Annotated in this window: 21 protein-coding genes; 14 read left to right on the top strand and 7 right to left on the bottom strand. The window is 65.1% G+C overall.

All coding sequences use genetic code 11. The features are described 5' to 3' along the window. Nucleotides 1–3: 3 nt before the first annotated feature. The 3 genes from C8J30_RS10725 to rsmA all read left to right on the top strand — a co-directional run bounded on the left by C8J30_RS10725 (nt 4) and on the right by rsmA (nt 3,193). On the top strand, nt 4–1,272 hold the full coding sequence (locus tag C8J30_RS10725; protein WP_110805849.1) for a peptidylprolyl isomerase: 1,269 nt from the start codon (nt 4–6) through the stop codon (nt 1,270–1,272). Further along, nucleotides 1,269–2,279: a 4-hydroxythreonine-4-phosphate dehydrogenase PdxA gene (gene pdxA / locus C8J30_RS10730; protein WP_110805850.1), complete on the top strand. Its 1,011-nt coding sequence runs from the start codon at nt 1,269–1,271 to the stop codon at nt 2,277–2,279. The genes C8J30_RS10725 and pdxA overlap by 4 nt, the downstream gene beginning before the upstream one ends. A 71-nt stretch (nt 2,280–2,350) precedes the next feature. Then, nucleotides 2,351–3,193 (top strand): 16S rRNA (adenine(1518)-N(6)/adenine(1519)-N(6))-dimethyltransferase RsmA, encoded by an 843-nt coding sequence (rsmA, locus tag C8J30_RS10735; RefSeq protein ID WP_110805851.1) that lies wholly within the window; start codon nt 2,351–2,353, stop codon nt 3,191–3,193. A 53-nt stretch (nt 3,194–3,246) separates the two neighbouring features. Here the strand turns inward: rsmA and C8J30_RS10740 are convergent, their stop codons facing one another. The 4 genes from C8J30_RS10740 to C8J30_RS10755 all read right to left on the bottom strand — a co-directional run bounded on the left by C8J30_RS10740 (nt 3,247) and on the right by C8J30_RS10755 (nt 6,967). Continuing rightward, complete coding sequence (locus C8J30_RS10740; RefSeq protein WP_110805852.1) at nt 3,247–4,038, bottom strand: DUF4167 domain-containing protein; 792 nt, start codon at nt 4,036–4,038, stop codon at nt 3,247–3,249. 271 nt (nt 4,039–4,309) lie between these two features. Continuing rightward, on the bottom strand, nt 4,310–5,140 hold the full coding sequence (gene prmC, locus C8J30_RS10745) for a peptide chain release factor N(5)-glutamine methyltransferase (RefSeq protein ID WP_110805853.1): 831 nt from the start codon (nt 5,138–5,140) through the stop codon (nt 4,310–4,312). Beyond that, on the bottom strand, nt 5,137–6,192 hold the full coding sequence (gene prfA / locus C8J30_RS10750; RefSeq protein WP_110805854.1) for a peptide chain release factor 1: 1,056 nt from the start codon (nt 6,190–6,192) through the stop codon (nt 5,137–5,139). The genes prmC and prfA overlap by 4 nt, the downstream gene beginning before the upstream one ends. A gap of 103 nt (nt 6,193–6,295) precedes the next feature. Next, nucleotides 6,296–6,967: a glutathione S-transferase family protein gene (locus C8J30_RS10755; RefSeq protein ID WP_110805855.1), complete on the bottom strand. Its 672-nt coding sequence runs from the start codon at nt 6,965–6,967 to the stop codon at nt 6,296–6,298. A 150-nt stretch (nt 6,968–7,117) separates the two neighbouring features. Here C8J30_RS10755 and ppk2 point away from each other — a divergent pair, with 150 nt between their 5' ends. From ppk2 to C8J30_RS10780, 5 genes are all read left to right on the top strand, one after another. After that, nucleotides 7,118–8,152 (top strand): polyphosphate kinase 2, encoded by a 1,035-nt coding sequence (gene ppk2 / locus C8J30_RS10760; RefSeq protein ID WP_110805856.1) that lies wholly within the window; start codon nt 7,118–7,120, stop codon nt 8,150–8,152. A 10-nt stretch (nt 8,153–8,162) separates the two neighbouring features. Continuing rightward, the gene (locus C8J30_RS10765; protein ID WP_245909770.1) at nt 8,163–8,813 is read left to right on the top strand and encodes an SAM-dependent methyltransferase; all 651 of its coding nucleotides are present in this window, start codon (nt 8,163–8,165) and stop codon (nt 8,811–8,813) included. 116 nt (nt 8,814–8,929) lie between these two features. Next, nucleotides 8,930–9,385, top strand: a complete 456-nt coding sequence (locus C8J30_RS10770; RefSeq protein WP_110805857.1) for a c-type cytochrome — start codon at nt 8,930–8,932, stop codon at nt 9,383–9,385. 58 nt (nt 9,386–9,443) lie between these two features. Beyond that, the gene (locus C8J30_RS10775) at nt 9,444–10,031 is read left to right on the top strand and encodes a cytochrome b/b6 domain-containing protein (RefSeq protein WP_110805858.1); all 588 of its coding nucleotides are present in this window, start codon (nt 9,444–9,446) and stop codon (nt 10,029–10,031) included. A 42-nt stretch (nt 10,032–10,073) separates the two neighbouring features. Continuing rightward, complete coding sequence (locus tag C8J30_RS10780) at nt 10,074–11,471, top strand: MATE family efflux transporter (protein ID WP_110805859.1); 1,398 nt, start codon at nt 10,074–10,076, stop codon at nt 11,469–11,471. Here the strand turns inward: C8J30_RS10780 and C8J30_RS10785 are convergent, their stop codons facing one another. Both C8J30_RS10785 and C8J30_RS10790 read right to left on the bottom strand, forming a co-directional pair. Further along, a complete protein-coding gene (locus C8J30_RS10785) occupies nt 11,472–11,891 on the bottom strand; it encodes a hypothetical protein (protein ID WP_110805860.1) in 420 nt (139 codons plus the stop codon). 26 nt (nt 11,892–11,917) lie between these two features. After that, nucleotides 11,918–13,120, bottom strand: a complete 1,203-nt coding sequence (locus C8J30_RS10790; RefSeq protein ID WP_110805861.1) for a pyridoxal phosphate-dependent aminotransferase — start codon at nt 13,118–13,120, stop codon at nt 11,918–11,920. A 126-nt stretch (nt 13,121–13,246) separates the two neighbouring features. Here C8J30_RS10790 and C8J30_RS10795 point away from each other — a divergent pair, with 126 nt between their 5' ends. The 4 genes from C8J30_RS10795 to C8J30_RS10810 all read left to right on the top strand — a co-directional run bounded on the left by C8J30_RS10795 (nt 13,247) and on the right by C8J30_RS10810 (nt 15,817). After that, complete coding sequence (locus C8J30_RS10795; RefSeq protein ID WP_110805862.1) at nt 13,247–13,519, top strand: FAD assembly factor SdhE; 273 nt, start codon at nt 13,247–13,249, stop codon at nt 13,517–13,519. A gap of 134 nt (nt 13,520–13,653) precedes the next feature. After that, nucleotides 13,654–14,148: a MarR family winged helix-turn-helix transcriptional regulator gene (locus C8J30_RS10800; RefSeq protein WP_110805863.1), complete on the top strand. Its 495-nt coding sequence runs from the start codon at nt 13,654–13,656 to the stop codon at nt 14,146–14,148. A gap of 124 nt (nt 14,149–14,272) precedes the next feature. Continuing rightward, the gene (locus C8J30_RS10805; RefSeq protein ID WP_110805864.1) at nt 14,273–15,436 is read left to right on the top strand and encodes a serine hydrolase domain-containing protein; all 1,164 of its coding nucleotides are present in this window, start codon (nt 14,273–14,275) and stop codon (nt 15,434–15,436) included. Nucleotides 15,437–15,448: 12 nt separating this feature from the next. After that, nucleotides 15,449–15,817, top strand: coding sequence for a DUF2237 family protein (locus C8J30_RS10810; RefSeq protein ID WP_110805865.1), 369 nt, complete (start codon nt 15,449–15,451; stop codon nt 15,815–15,817). On the opposite strand, the gene epmA is transcribed toward C8J30_RS10810, so the two are convergent. Then, nucleotides 15,805–16,854: an EF-P lysine aminoacylase EpmA gene (gene epmA / locus C8J30_RS10815; protein ID WP_110805866.1), complete on the bottom strand. Its 1,050-nt coding sequence runs from the start codon at nt 16,852–16,854 to the stop codon at nt 15,805–15,807. The genes C8J30_RS10810 and epmA overlap by 13 nt on opposite strands. A 98-nt stretch (nt 16,855–16,952) precedes the next feature. Here epmA and efp point away from each other — a divergent pair, with 98 nt between their 5' ends. Together efp and C8J30_RS10825 are read left to right on the top strand one after the other, a co-directional pair. Then, nucleotides 16,953–17,522: an elongation factor P gene (efp, locus tag C8J30_RS10820; RefSeq protein WP_110805867.1), complete on the top strand. Its 570-nt coding sequence runs from the start codon at nt 16,953–16,955 to the stop codon at nt 17,520–17,522. Between the two features lie 261 nt (nt 17,523–17,783). Continuing rightward, nucleotides 17,784–18,401 (top strand): hypothetical protein, encoded by a 618-nt coding sequence (locus C8J30_RS10825; RefSeq protein ID WP_220033718.1) that lies wholly within the window; start codon nt 17,784–17,786, stop codon nt 18,399–18,401. The last annotated feature ends 5 nt before the right edge of the window (nt 18,402–18,406 follow it).

Consider the following 18,406-nt stretch of genomic DNA (forward strand, 5'->3'; position numbering starts at 1 on the left):
CGGATGACGGAACGAATGATGCGGCATTTTCCCTCGGTTCTTGGCTGGGCTCTGATGGCCGGGCTGGCCCTCGGCCCCATGGCTCCGGTTCAGGCGCAGTCGGCGGGCGGTTTTTCCCCTGTGATCACCGTCAACGGTCTGGCGATCACCGGCTACGAGATCGCGCAGCGCGCCCGGTTCATGGAACTGCTGGGCGCCAAGGGCGATGTGCGCAAGATGGCCGAGGAGGCGCTGATCAACGACCGGCTGCAAAGCTGGAAGGCGCAAACGCTTGGCATCACGCCCTCGCGCGATGCGGTGACGAAGGGGATGGCGGAATTCGCGGCCCGCGCCAATCTGAGCACCGAAGATTTCCTCAAGGCGCTCGGCGAAGCCGGGGTCGAGGGGCAGACCTATCGTGATTTCGTCGCCTCCGGGATGATCTGGCGCGAGGTGGTGAAGGCGACTTACGGCGGCGGTCGGATCCAGATCTCGGATGCCGAGATCGACCGGGCGCTGGCGATCGCGCCGCCGCAGGGCACCGAGCCCGAGCCGCCGAAAGTGCTGCTGTCGGAAATCGTCGTGCGCAATTTCCCCGGCCGCGATGCCGAGACGATGGCCAAGGCGCGCAAGGCCGCTGCCGCGAAGACCGAAGCCGATTTCGCCGCGATGGCGAAAGAGCTGTCCTCCTCGCCGACCGCCTCGAAGGGCGGGCGGCTCGAATGGATGCCGGTGACGGCGCTGCCGCCCGAAGTGCGCGAGACCGTGATGTCGATGTCGCCGGGCCATGCTTCGGCGCCGATCCAGACGCCGAATTCGGTGTCGGTCTTCTTCATGCGCGGTCTGGACGAGGGCGGCCCGCTGACGCCGCAGACTCAGGCACTGGGGTATGCGACGCTGCTTCTGGGCGCCTCGGGGTCGCCCGAAGCGGCGGCTTGGCATGCCAAGGCCGAGGCCGAGGCGCAGCGCTGTGACGATCTTTATTCGGTGGCGGGCACGCTGCCGCCCGACCGGCTGGAGCGGGTCGATGGCGCCCGTGCCGGGCAGGTCCCGGCCGATATCGCGCGGATCCTGCCGCGCATGGACATCGGCGAGATGCAGGTGGTCGCCCGCGGCGGCAATGATTTGCTGGTGATGCTGTGCGATCGCGGCCGCGCGCTCAATGCGGCGGTGGGCGAAACCGGCCCCTCGCGCGAGGCGACGCGGGACAAGCTGCTGAATGCGCGCGTCGGGGACATGGCCGATCGGCTGCTGGCGCAGCTGCGCGCCGAAGCGGTGATCGTGCGGAAATGAGCCTGCGCGCGACCGAGGTTGCGGTCTTCGACCGGCCGGTGATCCTGACCTGTGGCGATCCCTCGGGTGTCGGGCCTGAATTGGCGGTGCGGGCGCAGCAGGCGCTTGGGGCGCGGCTGCCCTTTGTCTTTCTGGGCGATCCGGCGCATCTGCCGCGTGGCACGGCGATCCGCGAAATCGAAACGCCCGAGCAGGCGATGACCCATGCCGGATCGGTGCTTTGCGTGCTGCCGCATGAATTCCCGGCGGCGGCCGTGCCCGGGCAACCCGATCTGGCCAATGCGGCCTCGGTGATCGAGGTGATCGCGCGTGGCGTCGATCTGGTGACGCGCGGTGAGGGGCTGGCGCTGACCACCGCGCCGATCAACAAGAAGGTGCTGAAGGACGGGGCGGGCTTCGCCTTTCCGGGGCATACCGAATATCTGGCGCATCTGGCGGGCGGCGCGCGGGTGGTGATGATGCTGGCCTCCGAGCGGGTCGAGCCGCCCTGCCGCGTCGTGCCCGCGACGATCCACATCGCGCTGCGCGAGGTGCTTGACGCCTATACCCCCGCGCTCCTGCGCGAGACGGTGCGACTGACCGCCGAGGGGTTGCGGCGCGATTTCGGCCTTGAAAATCCGCGGCTTGCGGTGGCGGGGCTCAATCCGCACGCGGGCGAGGGCGGCGCGATGGGGCGCGAGGAAATCGACTGGATCGCCGATGTGGTCGAAGGTCTGCGCGCCGAGGGGCTGGCGGTGACCGGGCCCTTGCCGCCCGACACGATGTTCCACCCGCAGGCGCGGGCGCGCTATGATGCGGCGATCTGCGCCTATCACGATCAGGCGCTGATCCCGATCAAGACGCTCGATTTCGATGGCGGGGTGAATGTGACGCTGGGGCTGCCCTTCGTGCGGACCTCGCCCGACCACGGTACGGCCTATGACATTGCGGGAACCGGCAAGGCCAGTCCGCAAAGCCTGATCGCGGCCTTGACGATGGCGGCGAAGATGGGGGCCGCGCGGCTGTGACGGCGCGCCGGGGGCTCTGCCCCCGGACCCCCGAGGTATTTTGGGCAAGATGAAAAGGAAGGGGACGGGCTTTGGCTGCGATCGACGGGCTGCCGCCCTTGCGCGAGGTGATCGCGACCCATGAGCTGGTGGCGAAGAAGGCTTTGGGGCAGAATTTTCTGCTCGACCTCAATCTGACCGCGAAGATTGCGCGGGCGGCGGGGGATCTGCGCGGCTGTGACGTGCTGGAAGTCGGGCCGGGGCCGGGCGGGCTGACGCGGGGCCTGCTGGCCGAGGGCGCGCGTCGCGTGCTCGCGGTCGAGAAGGACAGCCGCTGTCTGCCGGCGCTGGCCGAGATTGGCGCGCATTATCCGGGGCGGCTTGAAGTGATCAACGGCGATGCGCTTGCCGTCGATGTGCTGGCGCATCTGACCCCGCCCATCCGGATCGCGGCGAACCTGCCCTATAATGTCGGGACCGAACTTCTGATCCGCTGGCTGACGCCCGCGGTTTGGCCGCCGTTCTGGCAGAGCCTGACGCTGATGTTTCAAAAAGAGGTGGCCGAGCGGATCGTGGCGAAGCCCGGCACCGATCATTACGGGCGACTGGCGCTTCTGGCGCAGTGGCGGGCCGAGGCGAAGATCGTGATGGTCCTGCCGCCCGAGGCCTTTACCCCGGCGCCGAAGGTGCATTCGGCCGTCGTGCATCTGACCGCCTTGCCCGAGCCGCGCTATCCCGCCGATCCGGCGGTGCTGGAGCGGGTGGTGGCGGCCGGGTTCAACCAGCGGCGCAAGATGCTGCGTTCGAGCCTGAAAGGCGTGCATCCGCGGATCGAGGCGCTGCTCGAGGAAGCGGGCATTCCGCCGACCGAGCGGGCCGAGCGGGTGAGCCTTGAGCAGTTCTGCCATCTGGCCCGGCTGGTGGCGGCGGGCTGATCCTCCGCGCCCGCGGTGCTGAAATGAAAACCGCGCCCGAAGGCGCGGTTTTGTCATTCTGCGGCGGAACCTTCGGGCGGAGCCTCGGCCTTGGGCTTTTCCGTGCGCGGCTTGCGCGGGGCGCGGCTGCGCGGCTTCGGCGCACCATCGCCCGCGGCGGCGGCCTTGGCGGCTTTCGTCGGGGCAGGGGCCGGAGCGGCCTCGGCCGCGGGGGCCTCGGGCTCGGCGGCGGTGAAGGGCGCCACGTCGACCGGGCGCGGCGCATGGGCCCGTTTTTCCGCACGCGGCGGCTCGGGTTGGCGCATCTCGGGCGTTTCGACAAGGCCCGGGCCGTCGTCTTCGGCGGTGGCGAAGAAATCGGGCATCATCACCGGAGCGCCGTCGTAACGGGGCTGCGGAGCTTCCTCAAAGCGGGCGGCTTCGGGCTGCGGCTCGCGCGGTTCACGCTCGGCGCGCTCGCGGTAGCCATTGCCGTTCCCGTTGCCATTTCCGTTCTGGCCGCCGTTTTGCCCGCTGTTCTGACCATTGCCGTTCGACTGCCCGTTCTGGCTGCCGTTCTGCTGGTAATTGCGGTTGCGCTCTTCCTGTTCGCGGGCGAGTTCGCGCTGCGCTTCGCCCAGCATGCGGGTGTAATGCTCGGCATGCTGCAGGAAGTTCTGTTCGGCAACGCGGTCGTTGCCCAGCTGCGCATCCCGCGCCAGAGCCAGATATTTCTCGATGATCTGCTGCGGCGTCCCGCGCACCTTGCCCTCGGGGCCGGAGCTGTCGAAGACCCGGTTGATGATATTGCCGATGCTGCGCTGGCGGTTCGACTTGTTGCGCGAACGGGACTTGGAGGATCTCATGAGCCTGCGTCTGTTGGACCCTTGCGGGTGATAGGTCTGGGCCGGACCGGAGTTGGGCGCCCGTCTGACGTGGGGCAGAGCCAGCAGGCAACGCCTGCATCCGGAACCGACCCATGGAAGGAAGCTGACCGGGGGGAGGGCTTGAGCCATCCCCGCACGCGCTTGCAGTAAACACTTCGGGCGCAGCCGTGCAAGTCGGAATCAGAGCGCAGGCGGGAAAAGATCGTGAAAATCTGTGGATTGCGACCGGAAAACCGCGCTTTCGCGCGGCTCAGGGTCGGTGCGCCAGCACCACCCGGTCACGCCGTCCCAGATCCTGCCGCACCTCGACCGCCTCGAACCCCTGCGCGGAAAGCATCGCCGAGACCGCCGCCGCCTGGGTCGGGCCGATCTCGAGCGCGATCCGGCCGCCGGGCTTGAGCCGGGCAAAGGCGCCGAACGCGATGGTGCGATAGGCGCCCAGCCCGTCGCCGCCGGGCGTCAGCGCCGTATGGGGTTCCCAGTCGCGGACATCGGGGGCGAGGTCTGCCATTTCGGCCTCGGTGATATAGGGCGGGTTCGACACGATCAGATCGAAGCGCCCCTCGACGCCGTGAAACCAGTCGCCCTGCACGAAATGGGCGCGCTCATGCAGGCTGAGGCGTTCGGCATTTTCCTGCGCCACGGCAAGCGCGGCTTCGGAAATGTCGGTGGCGACGCCATGCGCCGCGGGCCGCTCGGCCAAGAGGCTGAGCAGAATGCAGCCGGTGCCGGTGCCAAGGTCCAAAACCCGCTCGAACGGGGTTTCAAGCGCGACTTCGACCAGAAGTTCGGTTTCGGGGCGGGGGTCGAGCGTCGCCCGCGTCACCCGGAATTCATGTTTCCAGAACGCCCGGTGCCCGGTGATCTGCGCCACCGGCTGACGCGCCTCGCGGGCGGCGAGGCATTTGAGAAACTGCTTGTGCCGGTCTTCCGACAGCTCGGTGTTGATCGACAGGTAAAGCCGCTCGGGCGGCACCTCCATCACATGGGCGAGCAGACGGCGGGCATCGGTGGCAGCCCCCCGGATCCCCGCGCCTTCGAGCTGGCGCGTGCCCAGCATCAGGGCGATCTGTGCCTTCATTCGTCCATCTCCGCCAGTTTGGCCGCCTGATCATGGGCGACGAGCGCATCGATCACCTCGCCCAGATCGCCCGCAAGGATCTGCGGCAGGGCGTAAAGGGTCAGGTTGATGCGGTGATCGGTCATCCGCCCTTGCGGGAAATTGTAGGTCCGGATCCGTTCCGAGCGATCGCCCGAGCCGACCTGCGAACGCCGGTTCTCGGCCCGCTCGTTCGCCAGCCGGTCGCGTTCGATCTCGTACAGCCGGGCGCGCAGCACGGCCATCGCATTGGCGCGGTTCTGGTGCTGGCTCTTCTCCGACGAGGTCACGATGATGCCGGTGGGCAGGTGGGTGATCCGCACCGCCGAGTCGGTGGTGTTGACGTGCTGCCCGCCCGCGCCCGACGAGCGCATCGTGTCGATGCGGATGTCGGTGGCCGGAATGTCGATGTCGACCTCTTCGGCCTCGGGCAGCACGGCGACCGTCGCGGCCGAGGTGTGGATGCGCCCGCCCGCCTCGGTTTCCGGCACCCGCTGCACGCGATGCACGCCGGATTCGTATTTCAGCCGGGCAAAGACGCCTTCGCCCTCGATCCGGGCCATGGCTTCCTTGACGCCGCCCAGTTCGGTCGGGGTGAATTCGAGCCGTTCAAAGCGCCAGCCCATCTTTTCCGCGTGGCGTTCATACATCCGCCACAGGTCATGGGCGAAGAGCGCCGCCTCCTCGCCGCCGGTGCCGGGGCGGATCTCGAGGATCGCCGGGCGGGCATCGGCCGCGTCTTTCGGCAAAAGCGCGAGCCGCAGCGCCTGTTCCATCTCGGGAATGCGCGCCTTCAGCCGGGGCAGTTCTTCCTCGGCGAGCGCCTTCATTTCGGGATCGGCAAGCCAGCCCTCGGCCTCGGCCAGATCGTCGAGCGATTTGCGATAGGCGGCGATTTCGGTGACGACCGGGCGCAGCTCGCTGTATTCGCGCGAGAGCGCGGCGATGTCCGCAGGCGGGAGCGCAGTGTTCAGCTTCGCTTCGAGAAAGTCGAAGCGGGCGGTAATCTGGGCAAGTTTGTCGAGCGGAACCATGGGTTCATCTGACCGAGACGGGGCTGCGGGTCAAGGGTGGGCGGGGGCGCTGCCCCCGCACCCCCGGCGTATTTTCCCCAAGAAGAAGCAGGCGCGGGCTTGCTCACGCCGGTTCGGCCGCGCGTTTCTCCATCAGGTCGCGGAAGGCCGGGCGGCTTTGGCACAGGTCGAGCCAGCCGCTCAGCCGCGGGAAATGCGCCATCAGCCGGGTGTGGGCCTGCGCATAGCGCACGATTTCCGCCATGTTGATGTCGGCCACGGTGAAGCGCCCGCCGACCATGTGGCTATGCGCGCCCAGATGCGTTTCAAGCGCCTTGAACGGGCGTTGCAGCTGCGCCGAGGCGGCGGCGATCTTCGCCTCGCCATTCTCGGTCGCGGCCTCGCCGCGGGCATAGGCGAAGGAAATGTCGAGCGCCGGGTTCTCGATCGCGGTGGCGCCGTAAAGCGCCCATTGCAGCATCTGCGCCTCTTCGCGCAGGTCTTTCGGCGCGAGCGGCCCGCCCGCCTTCTTTGCCATGTAAAGGTTGATCGCGAGCGATTCCGAGAGCACCAGCCCCGCATCCTCCATCACCGGGATCGCACCCGCGGGCGAGAGCTTCAGAAACTCCGGCGTGCGGGTGTTGAAGGGCGCCTCGGGATGGGTGGGGTCGATCCCCTGCGCCTCAAGCCGATAGGCCTGAATGACCGGCTTCAGATGCCAGTCGAGCCCCAGTTCGGTTGCGGCCCAGATGTTGCGCGTCGCGCGCGAGCGATACATGCCATAAAGTGTGATCATCGGTCCCTCCTGTTCGGGTTCAGACTGCGCCGGGAACGGGGCGGAGGGAAGGCGAAAATGCAACCGCCGGATGACGGTTTCTTGACACGTATCAAGGCGATATTCATCCTTTCGTGGGAGCCTTGTCTGCGACAACAGGGAGGGTTGCGCATGGATGATCACGTCACTGTCGCGGCGGCCGAGGCCGTTTCGGATTCCCCGCAACTCACCGAGGTCACGCCCGTCGCGACGCCTGATCCCGTCACGCCCGAGTCCACCCCCGAACCTGCCGCGGGCGAAAGCGCGGCGCTGAGCGGGCCGCGGGAATTTCCCACGCTTGATGCCAATGCGATCCGGCTGGCGTTCGAGAGCGGCAAATATCCCTATCCGCATCGTCTGGGCCGTGTCGCTTACGAGCGGGAAAAGGCGCTGTTGCAGGCCGAATTGCTCAAGGTGCAGCGCTGGGCGCAGGAGACGGGCGAGAAATTCGTCATCCTGTTCGAGGGCCGCGATGCCGCGGGCAAGGGCGGCACGATCAAGCGCTATACCGAACATCTCAATCCGCGCTTTGCCCGGGTGGTGGCGCTGAACAAGCCCTCGGACGAGGAGCGCGGGCAGTGGTATTTCCAGCGCTATGTGCGCTGGCTGCCGACGGCCGGGGAAATGGTCTTTTATGACCGCAGCTGGTACAACCGCGCCGGGGTCGAGCGGGTGATGGGCTTCTGCACCCCCAGCGAATATCTCGAATTCATGCGTCAGGCGCCCGAGTTCGAGCGGATGCTCGTGCGGTCGGGGATCCGGCTTTACAAATACTGGTTCTCGGTCTCGCGCGAGGAGCAGCGGCGGCGCTTCACCGAACGCGCGACCGATCCGCTCAAGCGCTGGAAGCTGTCGCCCATCGACATGGCCAGCCTTGATAAATGGGACGATTACACCGAGGCGAAGGAGGCGATGTTCTTTTACACCGACACCGCCGATGCGCCCTGGGTGATCATCAAGTCGAACGACAAGAAACGGGCGCGGCTGAACTGCATGAAGCATTTCCTGTCCTCGCTCGACTATCCCGACAAGGACATGTCGATCGTCACCCCGCCCGATCCGCTGATCGTCGGTCATGCGAGCCATGTCGTGCATGGGGCGGCGCATATCCTTGCGAGCGCGCAACACCCCGAACGGCGCGGGACGGCATCAAGGACGAAAGCGTAAAGGCCCTTGCATGAAGCCCCGGCCCCGGCCCATCCTGCGCCGGGGCAACGGGGGCATCATCATGTGGGACGAGCGGTTTTCGGGGGACGAGTATTTCTACGGCACTGAGCCGGCGGGGTTTGTCGCGGCGCAGGCCTGGCGGCTGGCGCAGGGGGCGCATGTGCTTTCGGTGGCTGAGGGCGAGGGCCGCAATGCGGTGTGGCTCGCCGCACAGGGTCTGTGCGTGCATGCGCTGGATGGCTCGGCTCCCGCGCTTGTGAAAGCACAGAAGCTGGCGGCCATGCGGGGCGTCACCATCACCACCGAACGCGCCGATCTGGGCCGCTTCATCTGGCCGATCGGGGCTTATGATGCGGTCTTCGGCGTCTTCATCCAGTTCGCCCCGCCCGCGATGCGCGCGGCGATGTTTCGCGGCATGGCACAGGCGCTGAAACCCGGTGGGCTTTTGTTTTTGCACGCTTTTTCGGTGCGTCAGTTGGCGAATGCCTCGGGCGGGCCGAAGGTGGCGGAACAGCTCTGGACGCTTGATCTGCTGCGCGAGGCCTTCGCGGGCTGGGAGGTCCGGCATCAGGGCGATTACGATGCCGTGCTGTCCGAAGGCCCCGGTCACAGCGGTCCCGCGGCGCTGATCGATTTCATCGCACGCAAGCCCGGAAGATAAGACCATCCTGTGACGTCGTCACAGACAATTTATTGCGTCACGCATAGACGGAACGGGGTCTGTCGTGCGTGTAATGCGCTCGACGCACTGACCCCAAACCTTTCAGGAGATGACGCATGCGCAAAATCCTTCTTGCTCTTCCGGTGGCCGCCCTCGCGCTGGGCACCGTGGCCTATGCCTCGGATGCCAAGGACGTTCTTGACGCCCGCGAGGCCTATTTCAAGTCGCTCGGCAAATCGATGAAGGCGATGATGGGCGTGGCCAAATCGTTCGACGCCGAAGCCGCCAAGGCCGAAGCCGCGACCCTCGAGAAGATCCTTGCCACCGACGCCGGTCCGCTGTTCGCGCCGGGCACCTCGAGCACCGATTTCCCCGGCGAGACCGAAGCGAAAGCCTCGATCTGGGCGAACATGGACGATTTCGGCGCCAAGGGCAAAGCCATGCATGAAGCGGGTGCCGAAGTGATCACCGCGGCCAATGCCGGTGACGCGGCCGCCTTCGGTGCGGCGCTGCAGAAGATGGGCGGCACCTGCAAGGCCTGCCACGACGACTACCGCGAAGAAGACGAATAAGCTGCCCGGGCGAGGGGAGACCCTCGCCCTTTTCCCTTTCCGTTGAAGGCTTTCCCCGATGACCGACATGACCGACAGCCCCGCGACGAGCCGCCCGATGATCTGGGATCCGCTGGTGCGGGTGTTCCACTGGGCGCTTTTTCTGTGCGTCGTCTCTGCCTGGCTGCTGGGGGAATTCGGCCCCGACATCATGACGCTGCATTTCTGGATCGGCTATGCGGTGGGGGGGCTCTTGCTGATCCGCCTCCTGTGGGGCTTTGTCGGCACCCGCACGGCGCGGTTTGCGAATTTCGTCACCGGGCCGGGGGCGGTTCTGCGCTATGCGATGACGCTGCCCGCCCGCAAGCCGAGCCACACGCCCGGCCACAACCCGCTCGGCGGCTGGTCGGTCGTCGCCATGATCGGGGTGCTGGGCCTGCAGGTCGTCACGGGTCTGTTCAGCGCCAGCGTCGATGATTTCGTCTTCGGGCCGTTTTCGGACCTCGTGTCGGAAGACGTGAACAAGCTGATGCTTGATCTCCACAAATCGCTGGCCCCGGTCATTCTGGCGCTGGTGGCGCTGCATGTCGGCGCGATCTGGTTCTACAAGATCTGGAAGCGCGAAGATCTGGTGACCCCGATGATCACCGGCCGTCGTCGCGGCTGAGCCATATGGACGGCGGGCGCGGCTTCGGTTAGCGTCCAAACAATGAACCAGACAGTCAAAACCGCTCCCGCAGGGCAATCCGGCCTTGCCGAAAATATCCGTGCCACGCTGTTTCTCGGCCTGCCGATGGTGGGTTCGAGCATCGCGCAGATGGCGCTTCATGTCACCGATACGATCATGCTGGGCTGGTATGGCGTGCCTGAACTGGCCGCTGTCGTGCTTGGCTCGTCGTTCTTCTTCTTCCTCTTCATCCTTGGCTCGGGCTTTTCCTATGCGCTGATGGGGCGGATTTCCGCGGCCCTTGGCGCGGGCAATGTCACGCAGCTGCGCCGCGACACGCGGATGGGGATGTGGGTCTCGATCGGCTACGGGCTGGCCGCGATGCCGGTGATGTTCGCCGCCGGGCCGATCCTGCTCGCGCTCGGGCAGAACCCGCATCTGGCCGAGCTTGCCGCCGAATTCCTGCGCGTCGCCGCCTTCGGGCTGGTGCCTGCGCTCGTCGTTGCCGTGCTGCGCGCCTATCTGAGCGCACAAGAGCGCGCGCAGGTGGTGATGTGGGTCACCGTGCTGGGCGTCGGCGTCAACATCCTTGGCAACTGGGCCTTTGTCTTTGGCCATTTCGGCGCGCCCGAGCTGGGCGTGGCCGGCTCGGCGCTGTCTTCGGTGCTGGTGCAGATCAGCTCGGCGATCTTGCTCGCGGCCTATGCGGCCTGGCACCCGAAACTGCGCGCCATCGGCCTTTTCACCCGCTTCTGGCGCCCGGATTGGGAGGCTCTGGTCTCGGTCGTCCGGCTGGGCCTGCCCGCGGGGCTGACGCATCTCTCCGAGGCCGGGCTCTTTCAGGCCTCAGCCTTGATGATGGGCTGGATCGGCACGGTGCAGCTTGCCGCGCATGGCATCGCGCTGGAACTCGCTTCGCTCACCTTCATGATCCACATGGGGTTGTCGAATGCGGCGACGGTGCGGGCGGGCCATGCCTTCGGGGCGGGCGAGCCCGCGCGGCTCAGGGCAGGGGCGAAAGCGGCGGTGCTGATGTCGGCGGTCTTTGCCGGGGTGACGATCGCGGCCTTTCTGCTCTTGCCGCAGACGCTGATCGGGCTCTTCCTCGATCGCACGAAACCCGAGGCGGCCGAGATTCTGGTCTTTGGCGCGCAACTGCTGGCCGTGGCGGGGCTCTTCCAGCTCTTTGACGCGGCGCAGGTGATGGCGCTGGGCTTGCTGCGCGGCGTGCATGACACCCGCGTGCCGATGGTGATCGCCACGATCAGCTATTGGCTGATCGGCGTGCCCGCGAGCTACATCCTCGCCTTCCGCTTCGATCTGGGCGGCATCGGGCTGTGGCTCGGCCTTGTGATCGGCCTCGCCTGCGTCGGCGTCACGCTGATGGTGCGGTTCTGGCGTGGCCCCTGGCTGCGCCCCGAACACTCCCCTGCCGCCTGATTACGCCTCGTCCTCGGGCCCGGCCTTCATCATCCGTTCGGCCTTCTTGCGCACAAGGACCGAGCGCAGGTCGTGCATCGCCAGCAGCAGCGGATCGGTGACCTCTTCCAGCTGCGCATCCGTGGCCTTCGACTGCACCCAGTGCGTCGTCAGGTTCAAATGATCGACTGCGCGCAGGATGTCGTCGATGTCGCGCGCGGCCAGAAGCGCGATGCGCTTCGCCATCCAGGCCTCGATCTCGCGCAGGTCGCCCGGCGTCAGCTTGCGGTCGCCCTGCGCCTTGATCTCGCCGTTCTTGACGTTGACGACGGCGATCTGGTCCATCTCGATCCGGCGCTGCCGGTTCTCGGTATCGACACGAAAGACCGCCGCGCCATTGTCGCGGATGCGAAAATAATACTCCGGCAGGTCACCGGCCATCGCCTACTCCCCGGGCCGTTTTGGCCTTATTTCAGCCCTTCGCAGAAGGACTTGATCCGCGCGCAGGCGTCGCTCAGCGCCGCGTCAGAGGTAGCGTAGCTGATGCGGAAGGCCGGCGAAAGGCCGAAGGCCGCGCCGAAGACGACCGCCACCCCGGTTTCCTCAAGCAGCGCCGTGGCAAAGGTCTCGTCGTCGCCGATTGTCACCCCGGCGGCCGAGGTCTTGCCGATCAGCCCCGCGATCGAGGGATAGACGTAGAAGGCGCCCTCGGGCGTGGGACAAGTGATGCCGGGGCATTCATTCAGCGCGGCCACCACCAGATCGCGGCGACGCTCGAATGCCACACGGCTCTCAGTGATGTAATCCTGCGGCCCGTTCAGCGCGGCGACGGCCGCATATTGCGAGATCGAGCAGGGGTTCGAGGTCGATTGCGACTGCACCTTGGCGATCGCCTTGATCAGATGCTCGGGGCCACCCGCATAGCCGATCCGCCAGCCGGTCATCGCATAGGCTTTCGAGACGCCGTTGCAGGTCAGCGTGCGGTCGTAAAGCCCGGGCTCGACCTGCGCCGGGGTGGTGAATTCAAACCCGCCGAACACCAGATGTTCATACATGTCGTCCGACATCACCCAGACCTGCGGATGGCGCAGCAGCACCTCGGTCAGCGCCTTCAACTCGTCGCGGGTATAGGCCGCGCCCGAAGGGTTCGAGGGCGAGTTGAAGATGAACCACTTCGTCTGCGGCGTGATCGCGGCTTCCAGATCGGCGGCGTTGATCTTGTAGCCCGCCTCCATCTTGCCCTCGACAAAGACCGGGGTGCCGCCCGCAAGCAGCACCATGTCGGGATAGCTCACCCAATAGGGCGCGGGGATGATCACCTCGTCGCCCGGGTTCAGCGTCGCGACGAGCGCGTTGAACAGCACCTGCTTGCCGCCCGAGGCGACGGTGATCTGGCTCGGCTTGTACGACAGCCCGTTTTCACGCGCGAACTTGGCGCAGATCGCCTTTTTCAACTCGGGAATGCCATCGACGGCGGTGTATTTCGTCTTGCCCGCCTCGATCGCCGCAATCGCCGCCGCCTTGATATGGGCGGGGGTGTCGAAATCAGGCTCGCCCGCGCCAAGGCCGATCACGTCGCGGCCCGCCTCGGACAGCTCGCGGGCCTTGTTGGTCACCGCGATGGTGGGCGAGGGTTTCACGCGCGCAAGCGTATCGGACAAAAAGGCCATGGCGGGCTCCTGCTGTGGGTCGCCCCTCCTTACGCGGGGGGCTGCGGGCGATCAAGGAAAACGCTGTTGACGGACAGGTTTGACGGGTGCAAGGCAGGCACACGGACGGCAAAGGAAGGTCGGATCATGAGCGAAACGCACGAAGCCCGGATCAAGCGGATGAAGATGCGCAGCTGGCGCCGGGGCATCCGCGAGATGGATCTGATTCTCGGCCCCTATGCCGATGCAAAGCTTGAACAATTTGACGCAGCTGCGCTCGATCTGTTCGACACGCTGCTCGAAGAGAATGATCAGGACCTTTACCCCTGGTTCTCGGGGGCGCAGCCGTGCCCGCCGCAATATGTTGGTTTGTTTGCGGAAATCTCGACCTTCATGCAGGGCAAGCTGCACAAGGCGTGACGAAACGGTTCCCGCGGGATTTGTGACGAATTTCCGTAACATCCTGCGGGTTTAACTGTATTTTCGGGTTTTGCCGCCAAAGTGATCGCAAGGAAGCGAGACTGGCGGAGAACCGAATGTCATTTCAAACCCCGATGAGAGCGCCCGGAAGCGAAGAGGGCGCTTCACCCGGTATCATGTCCTGCTATCTGGACAGTCTGTCCTTGGTCGAGCGTCTGCATCGTCTGCTGCTTGACGTGATCAAGGACGAGTTCGAGCGCTTGGGCATCCTGGAAATCAACCCGGTGCAGGCGCTGCTTCTGTTCAACATCGGCGAGAACGAGGTGACGGCGGGCGAGTTGAAGACCCGCGGTTATTATCAGGGCTCGAATGTCAGCTACAACCTGAAGAAACTGGTCGAATGCGGTTACATGCATCACCAGCGCTGCGAGATCGACCGTCGGTCGGTACGGGTGAAGCTGACGCCGAAGGGGGTCGAACTGCGCGGCATGGTGACGTCGCTGTTCGAACGCCATGCCAAGGGCATGGATGCGCGCAATGTTATCACCCTTGATGCGATGGACGAGATGAACCGCACCCTGCGCCGGATGGAGCGCTACTGGTCGGATCAGATCCGCTACATCTACTGAGGACTGACGCAGCGGCAGGCTGCATGGCGCCGCTTGCCCCCGGGGCAGGCGGCGTGCTTTCCTTTGCAGGTCCGGCCGGCGATCAGGCGTCCCGGGCGGGCCGATCCGGCTTGGGGGAGGAAACATGCGGCGTTTTCTGCGCATCTTTTTGCGCGTTCTTCTGGTTCTGCTCGTGCTCGGGGGCGCTGCGGCCTTCGTGAAGCGCGACGACATCACCCGCTTGATGGCGGTGCAGACGCTGTTCGACGAGAGCCGGATCGTCGAGAATTTCTCGCATATGGACCGGCTTTTCCATTTCCGGGTGCTCGATCGCGGCACCGGGCCGGTCTCGGCCCTGCCGATGGGCACGCCCGAAACCCTGCCGCCCGAAACCGAGGCCTGGGTCACCCGCCGCGCGGTGACCGCGCTCGTCATCCTGCGCGATGGCAAGATCACCTACGAGAACTATTACAAGGGCACCGGGCCCGAGGATCTGCGGATCAGCTGGTCGATGGCGAAATCGGTGCTGTCGGCGCTCTTCGGCACGCTGGTGGCCGAGGGAAAATTCCCCGATCTCGACGCGCAGGTGGTCGATTTCGTGCCTTCGCTCAAGGGCTCGGCCTATGAGGGCACGACGATCCGCGATGTGCTCACGATGTCCTCGGGCGTCGGCTTTGACGAAGATTACATGAAGTTTTCCAGCGACATCAACCGGATGGGTCGGGTGCTGGCGCTCGGTGGCTCGATGGACGGCTTTGCCGCCTCGCTCAAGACCCGGGCGACGCCGCCGGGCAGCCACATGCATTACGTCTCGGTCGACACGCATGTTCTGGGCATGGTGATCAAGGGCGCGACCGGGCGGGATCCGGTCGATCTGATGGCCGAGCGGATCATCGTGCCGATGGGGCTTGAGGCCAGCCCCGAGATGCTGACCGATGGCGAGGGCACGGGCTTCGTGCTGGGCGGGCTCAACCTGCGCACCCGCGATTATGCCCGCATCGGGCAGATGTTCCTGCAACAGGGCTTCTGGAACGGCCAGCAGATCGTGCCCGCCGATTGGGTCGCGGCCTCGACCGCGCATCAGGCGCGCGACGGGGCGGGTTACGGCTTTCAGTGGTGGGTGCCGAAGGACAATGCGCAGTTCGGCAATGACTACATGGCGCAGGGAATCTACGGGCAGTTCATCTATATCAACCCCGCCCGAAAAGTGGTCATTGCGGTCGCTGCGGTCGATCTGGGCTTTGCCGCCGCGGGGGTGACCGACGAAAACCTTGCGATGTTCCGGCAGCTGGCGCAGGCTGGCGGCTGAGAGGGGGATCACATGGAAATGGAACCTTCGGTCAATGTGCTGGGCGGGCCGCTCGAACCCTGTTCGATGCAGCCCAAGACCGGCTTTTTCCGCGACGGCCATTGCAACACCTGCTGGGAAGATCGCGGGCTGCATTCGGTCTGCGCGGTGATGACGGCGGAATTCCTCGCCTGGTCGCGATACGTCGGCAATGATCTCTCGACGCCGCGGCCCGAGCACGATTTTCCCGGGCTGAAGCCCGGCGATCGCTGGTGCCTCTGCGCCAGCCGGTTCCTGCAGGCGCATGACGAGGGCTGCGCCCCCGAGGTTCGGCTCGAAGCCACGCATCAGCGCACGCTGGAGGAGGTGCCGCTCGAAATCCTGCGGCTTTACGCGATCTGATCGCTGACCGGCGTCCAGATCACATCATCGATCCGCGGCGCCGAGGTGGCGAGCATGACGAGCCGGTCAAAGCCCATCGCAATGCCGCTTGCCGCGGGCATCTGCGCCAGCGCCGCCAGAAAATCCTCGTCGATCGGGTAGCGCTCGCCATAGATGCGGGATTTCTCCTCCATCTCGGCCTCGAAGCGCAGCCGCTGCTCGGCGGCATTCGTCAGCTCGCCAAAGCCATTCGCCAGCTCCACACCGCAGGCGTAAAGCTCGAACCGTTCGGCAACGCGGCCATCATCGGGGGCAGGGCGGGCGAGCGCGGCTTCGGCCACCGGATAGCGATCCAGAATCGTCGCCCGGCCGTGGCCCAGATGCGGCTCGACCTTTTCGACGAGCACCTTCGAGAGCATGAGCGACCAAGTGTCGCCGTCGCCGACCTTGATCCCCGCGGCACGGGCCTGCGCCCGCAGCCCCTCGGCGTCGGTCGTGCCATCGGCGCTGCAGGTGGCGAGAAGGTCGATCCCCGCATGGCGCTGAAACGCCTCGGCGACCGAGAGCCGCTCGGGCTCGGCGAAGGGGTCGCATTCATGGCCCTTGTAGCGCAGCACGGTGCTGCCCGCCGCCGTCGCGGCAAGGCGCAGGAAATCGGTGCAATCGCGCATCAGCACGGTGTAGTCCTCGCCGACGCGATACCATTCGAGCATGGTGAATTCGGGCGAATGCAGGGCCCCACGCTCGCGATTGCGCCAGACATGGGCAAAAGCGGCGATCCGGGTTTCGCCCGCGGCGAGCAGTTTCTTCATCGCGAATTCGGGCGAGGTGTGCAGATACATCGGCACGCCCGCGCCGTCGTTGCCGATGGCGGTGGTGGCGAAGCCATGCAGATGCGCCTCGTTGCCGGGGCTGACTTGCAGCGCCACCGGATCGACCTCGAGGAAGGCGTGATCGGCCAGCCAGAGCCGCAGCGCGGCCTGAATGCGGGCACGCGCCAGAAGCGCCGGGCGGCGGTCGGCATGACGGGAGGGGCTCCACCAGGGCGTTTGGCTCATTTTCGGGGCTTTTTGCTGGAAATACGGCTCGCGATGGTTTAGGCGCTTCGCCATCCGGGCGCCAGAGCCTGTCTTAGACCCCATTCAAGGAAACCCAAATGGCCAAAGTCATCGCCTCTTCGCTGCGCAAGGGCAACGTCGTCGACATGGACGGCGTGCTTTACATCGTGCTGACCGCTGAAAACATCCACCCGGGCAAGGGCAACTCGGTGACGCAAGTCGAGATGCGCCGCATCTCGGACGGCGTGAAGGTGTCGGAACGCTGGCGCACCGTGGACAGCGTGGAAAAGGCGCATGTGGACGAGAACGAATTCGACTTCCTCTATGAGGATGGCGAAGGCTTCCACTTCATGAACCCCGAAACCTACGACCAGATCGCCGTTTCGGCCGATGTGGTGGGCGACGCAAAGGTGCACCTGCGCGACGGCATCCGCGTGTGGATGCTGACCCACGAAGGCGTGGCGCTGTCGATCGAACTGCCGCAAAAGGTCACCGTCGAAGTCGAAGAGACCGAGCCGGTGGTGAAGGGGCAGACGGCGTCGTCGTCCTACAAGCCCGCGATGTGCACGGGTGGCATCCGCGTGATGGTGCCGCCGCATATCGGCGTCGGCACGAAGATCATCATCAACACCGCCGACACCTCCTATGTGGAACGCGCCAAGGAGTGATCCTTCGGAAAGGTGAGACTGAAAAGGCACCCCGCGGGGTGCCTTTATGTTTTGCAACGCTCATGCGTGTACTGCCATTGCAATAATTCAAATTTTTGTTAGTATTTGTGCGAGGTCGAGTTTTGTGACCTATTTTTGCGAGCTTTTGGCATGCGGAACAAAGTTCTCTGCGGTGAGCGGAGGAAGGGGGCGTCACTCGAAGAGTCGAGCCCTGCGATTTACCACAGCGTGGTTCTGAGGCGACAGCTTTTTGACGCATTGTTGAGCGGGCTGAAAGAAGATAGCCGAAGTTCAGGTGCGTCTGCTGAGAGATCACGCGGTGTGCTGACCGAAGAAGAGGCTTGGAAGTTGGCTATGGCTGACGCCACGGTCGAAAAGGCGCAATACCATCTCACTATTCGAGCCAAGTTGAGCAACGCCGCAGGCGTTTTGCTAATCGCCGCAGCTGTCGGCGTGGCAGCGTATTTCTACAGTGTTGCTCATCACGAGCTTAAAGACGAATATGTTAAAACTCTCAAAACACTTTCAGTTCAAGCCGCGATTCTTGTCGGTTTGGAGCGGCTTGTTCTCGGCGCATTGTTTATTGGCGGCATTGCGGTCATGATCAGCCTTGCCCGTTCGTTCTTTCATGAGGCGACATTGCTCTACCGTAAGCGACATCGTCTCCGGGAAGTGAGACTCAAACTTCATCTTCTTCGGGCGCGTGTCGATTTTAGGGAGCTTTCACAAATTTTGGCGCTTCCGGATGACCTCGACTCTGCCTTTGCAAAAAACGAGTCAGAGAAAAATATGAAGACCACAATCGCTGCGTTGGGCGATCTGGTTGGAAAGTTGTCGGAGGGATTAGCCAAAATTTCAGATAAGAAACTGAAGGACTGAGACCA

Origin of the sequence: Rhodobacter viridis (assembly GCF_003217355.1) — a bacterium.
Classification (GTDB): Bacteria; Pseudomonadota; Alphaproteobacteria; order Rhodobacterales; family Rhodobacteraceae; genus Rhodobacter; species Rhodobacter viridis.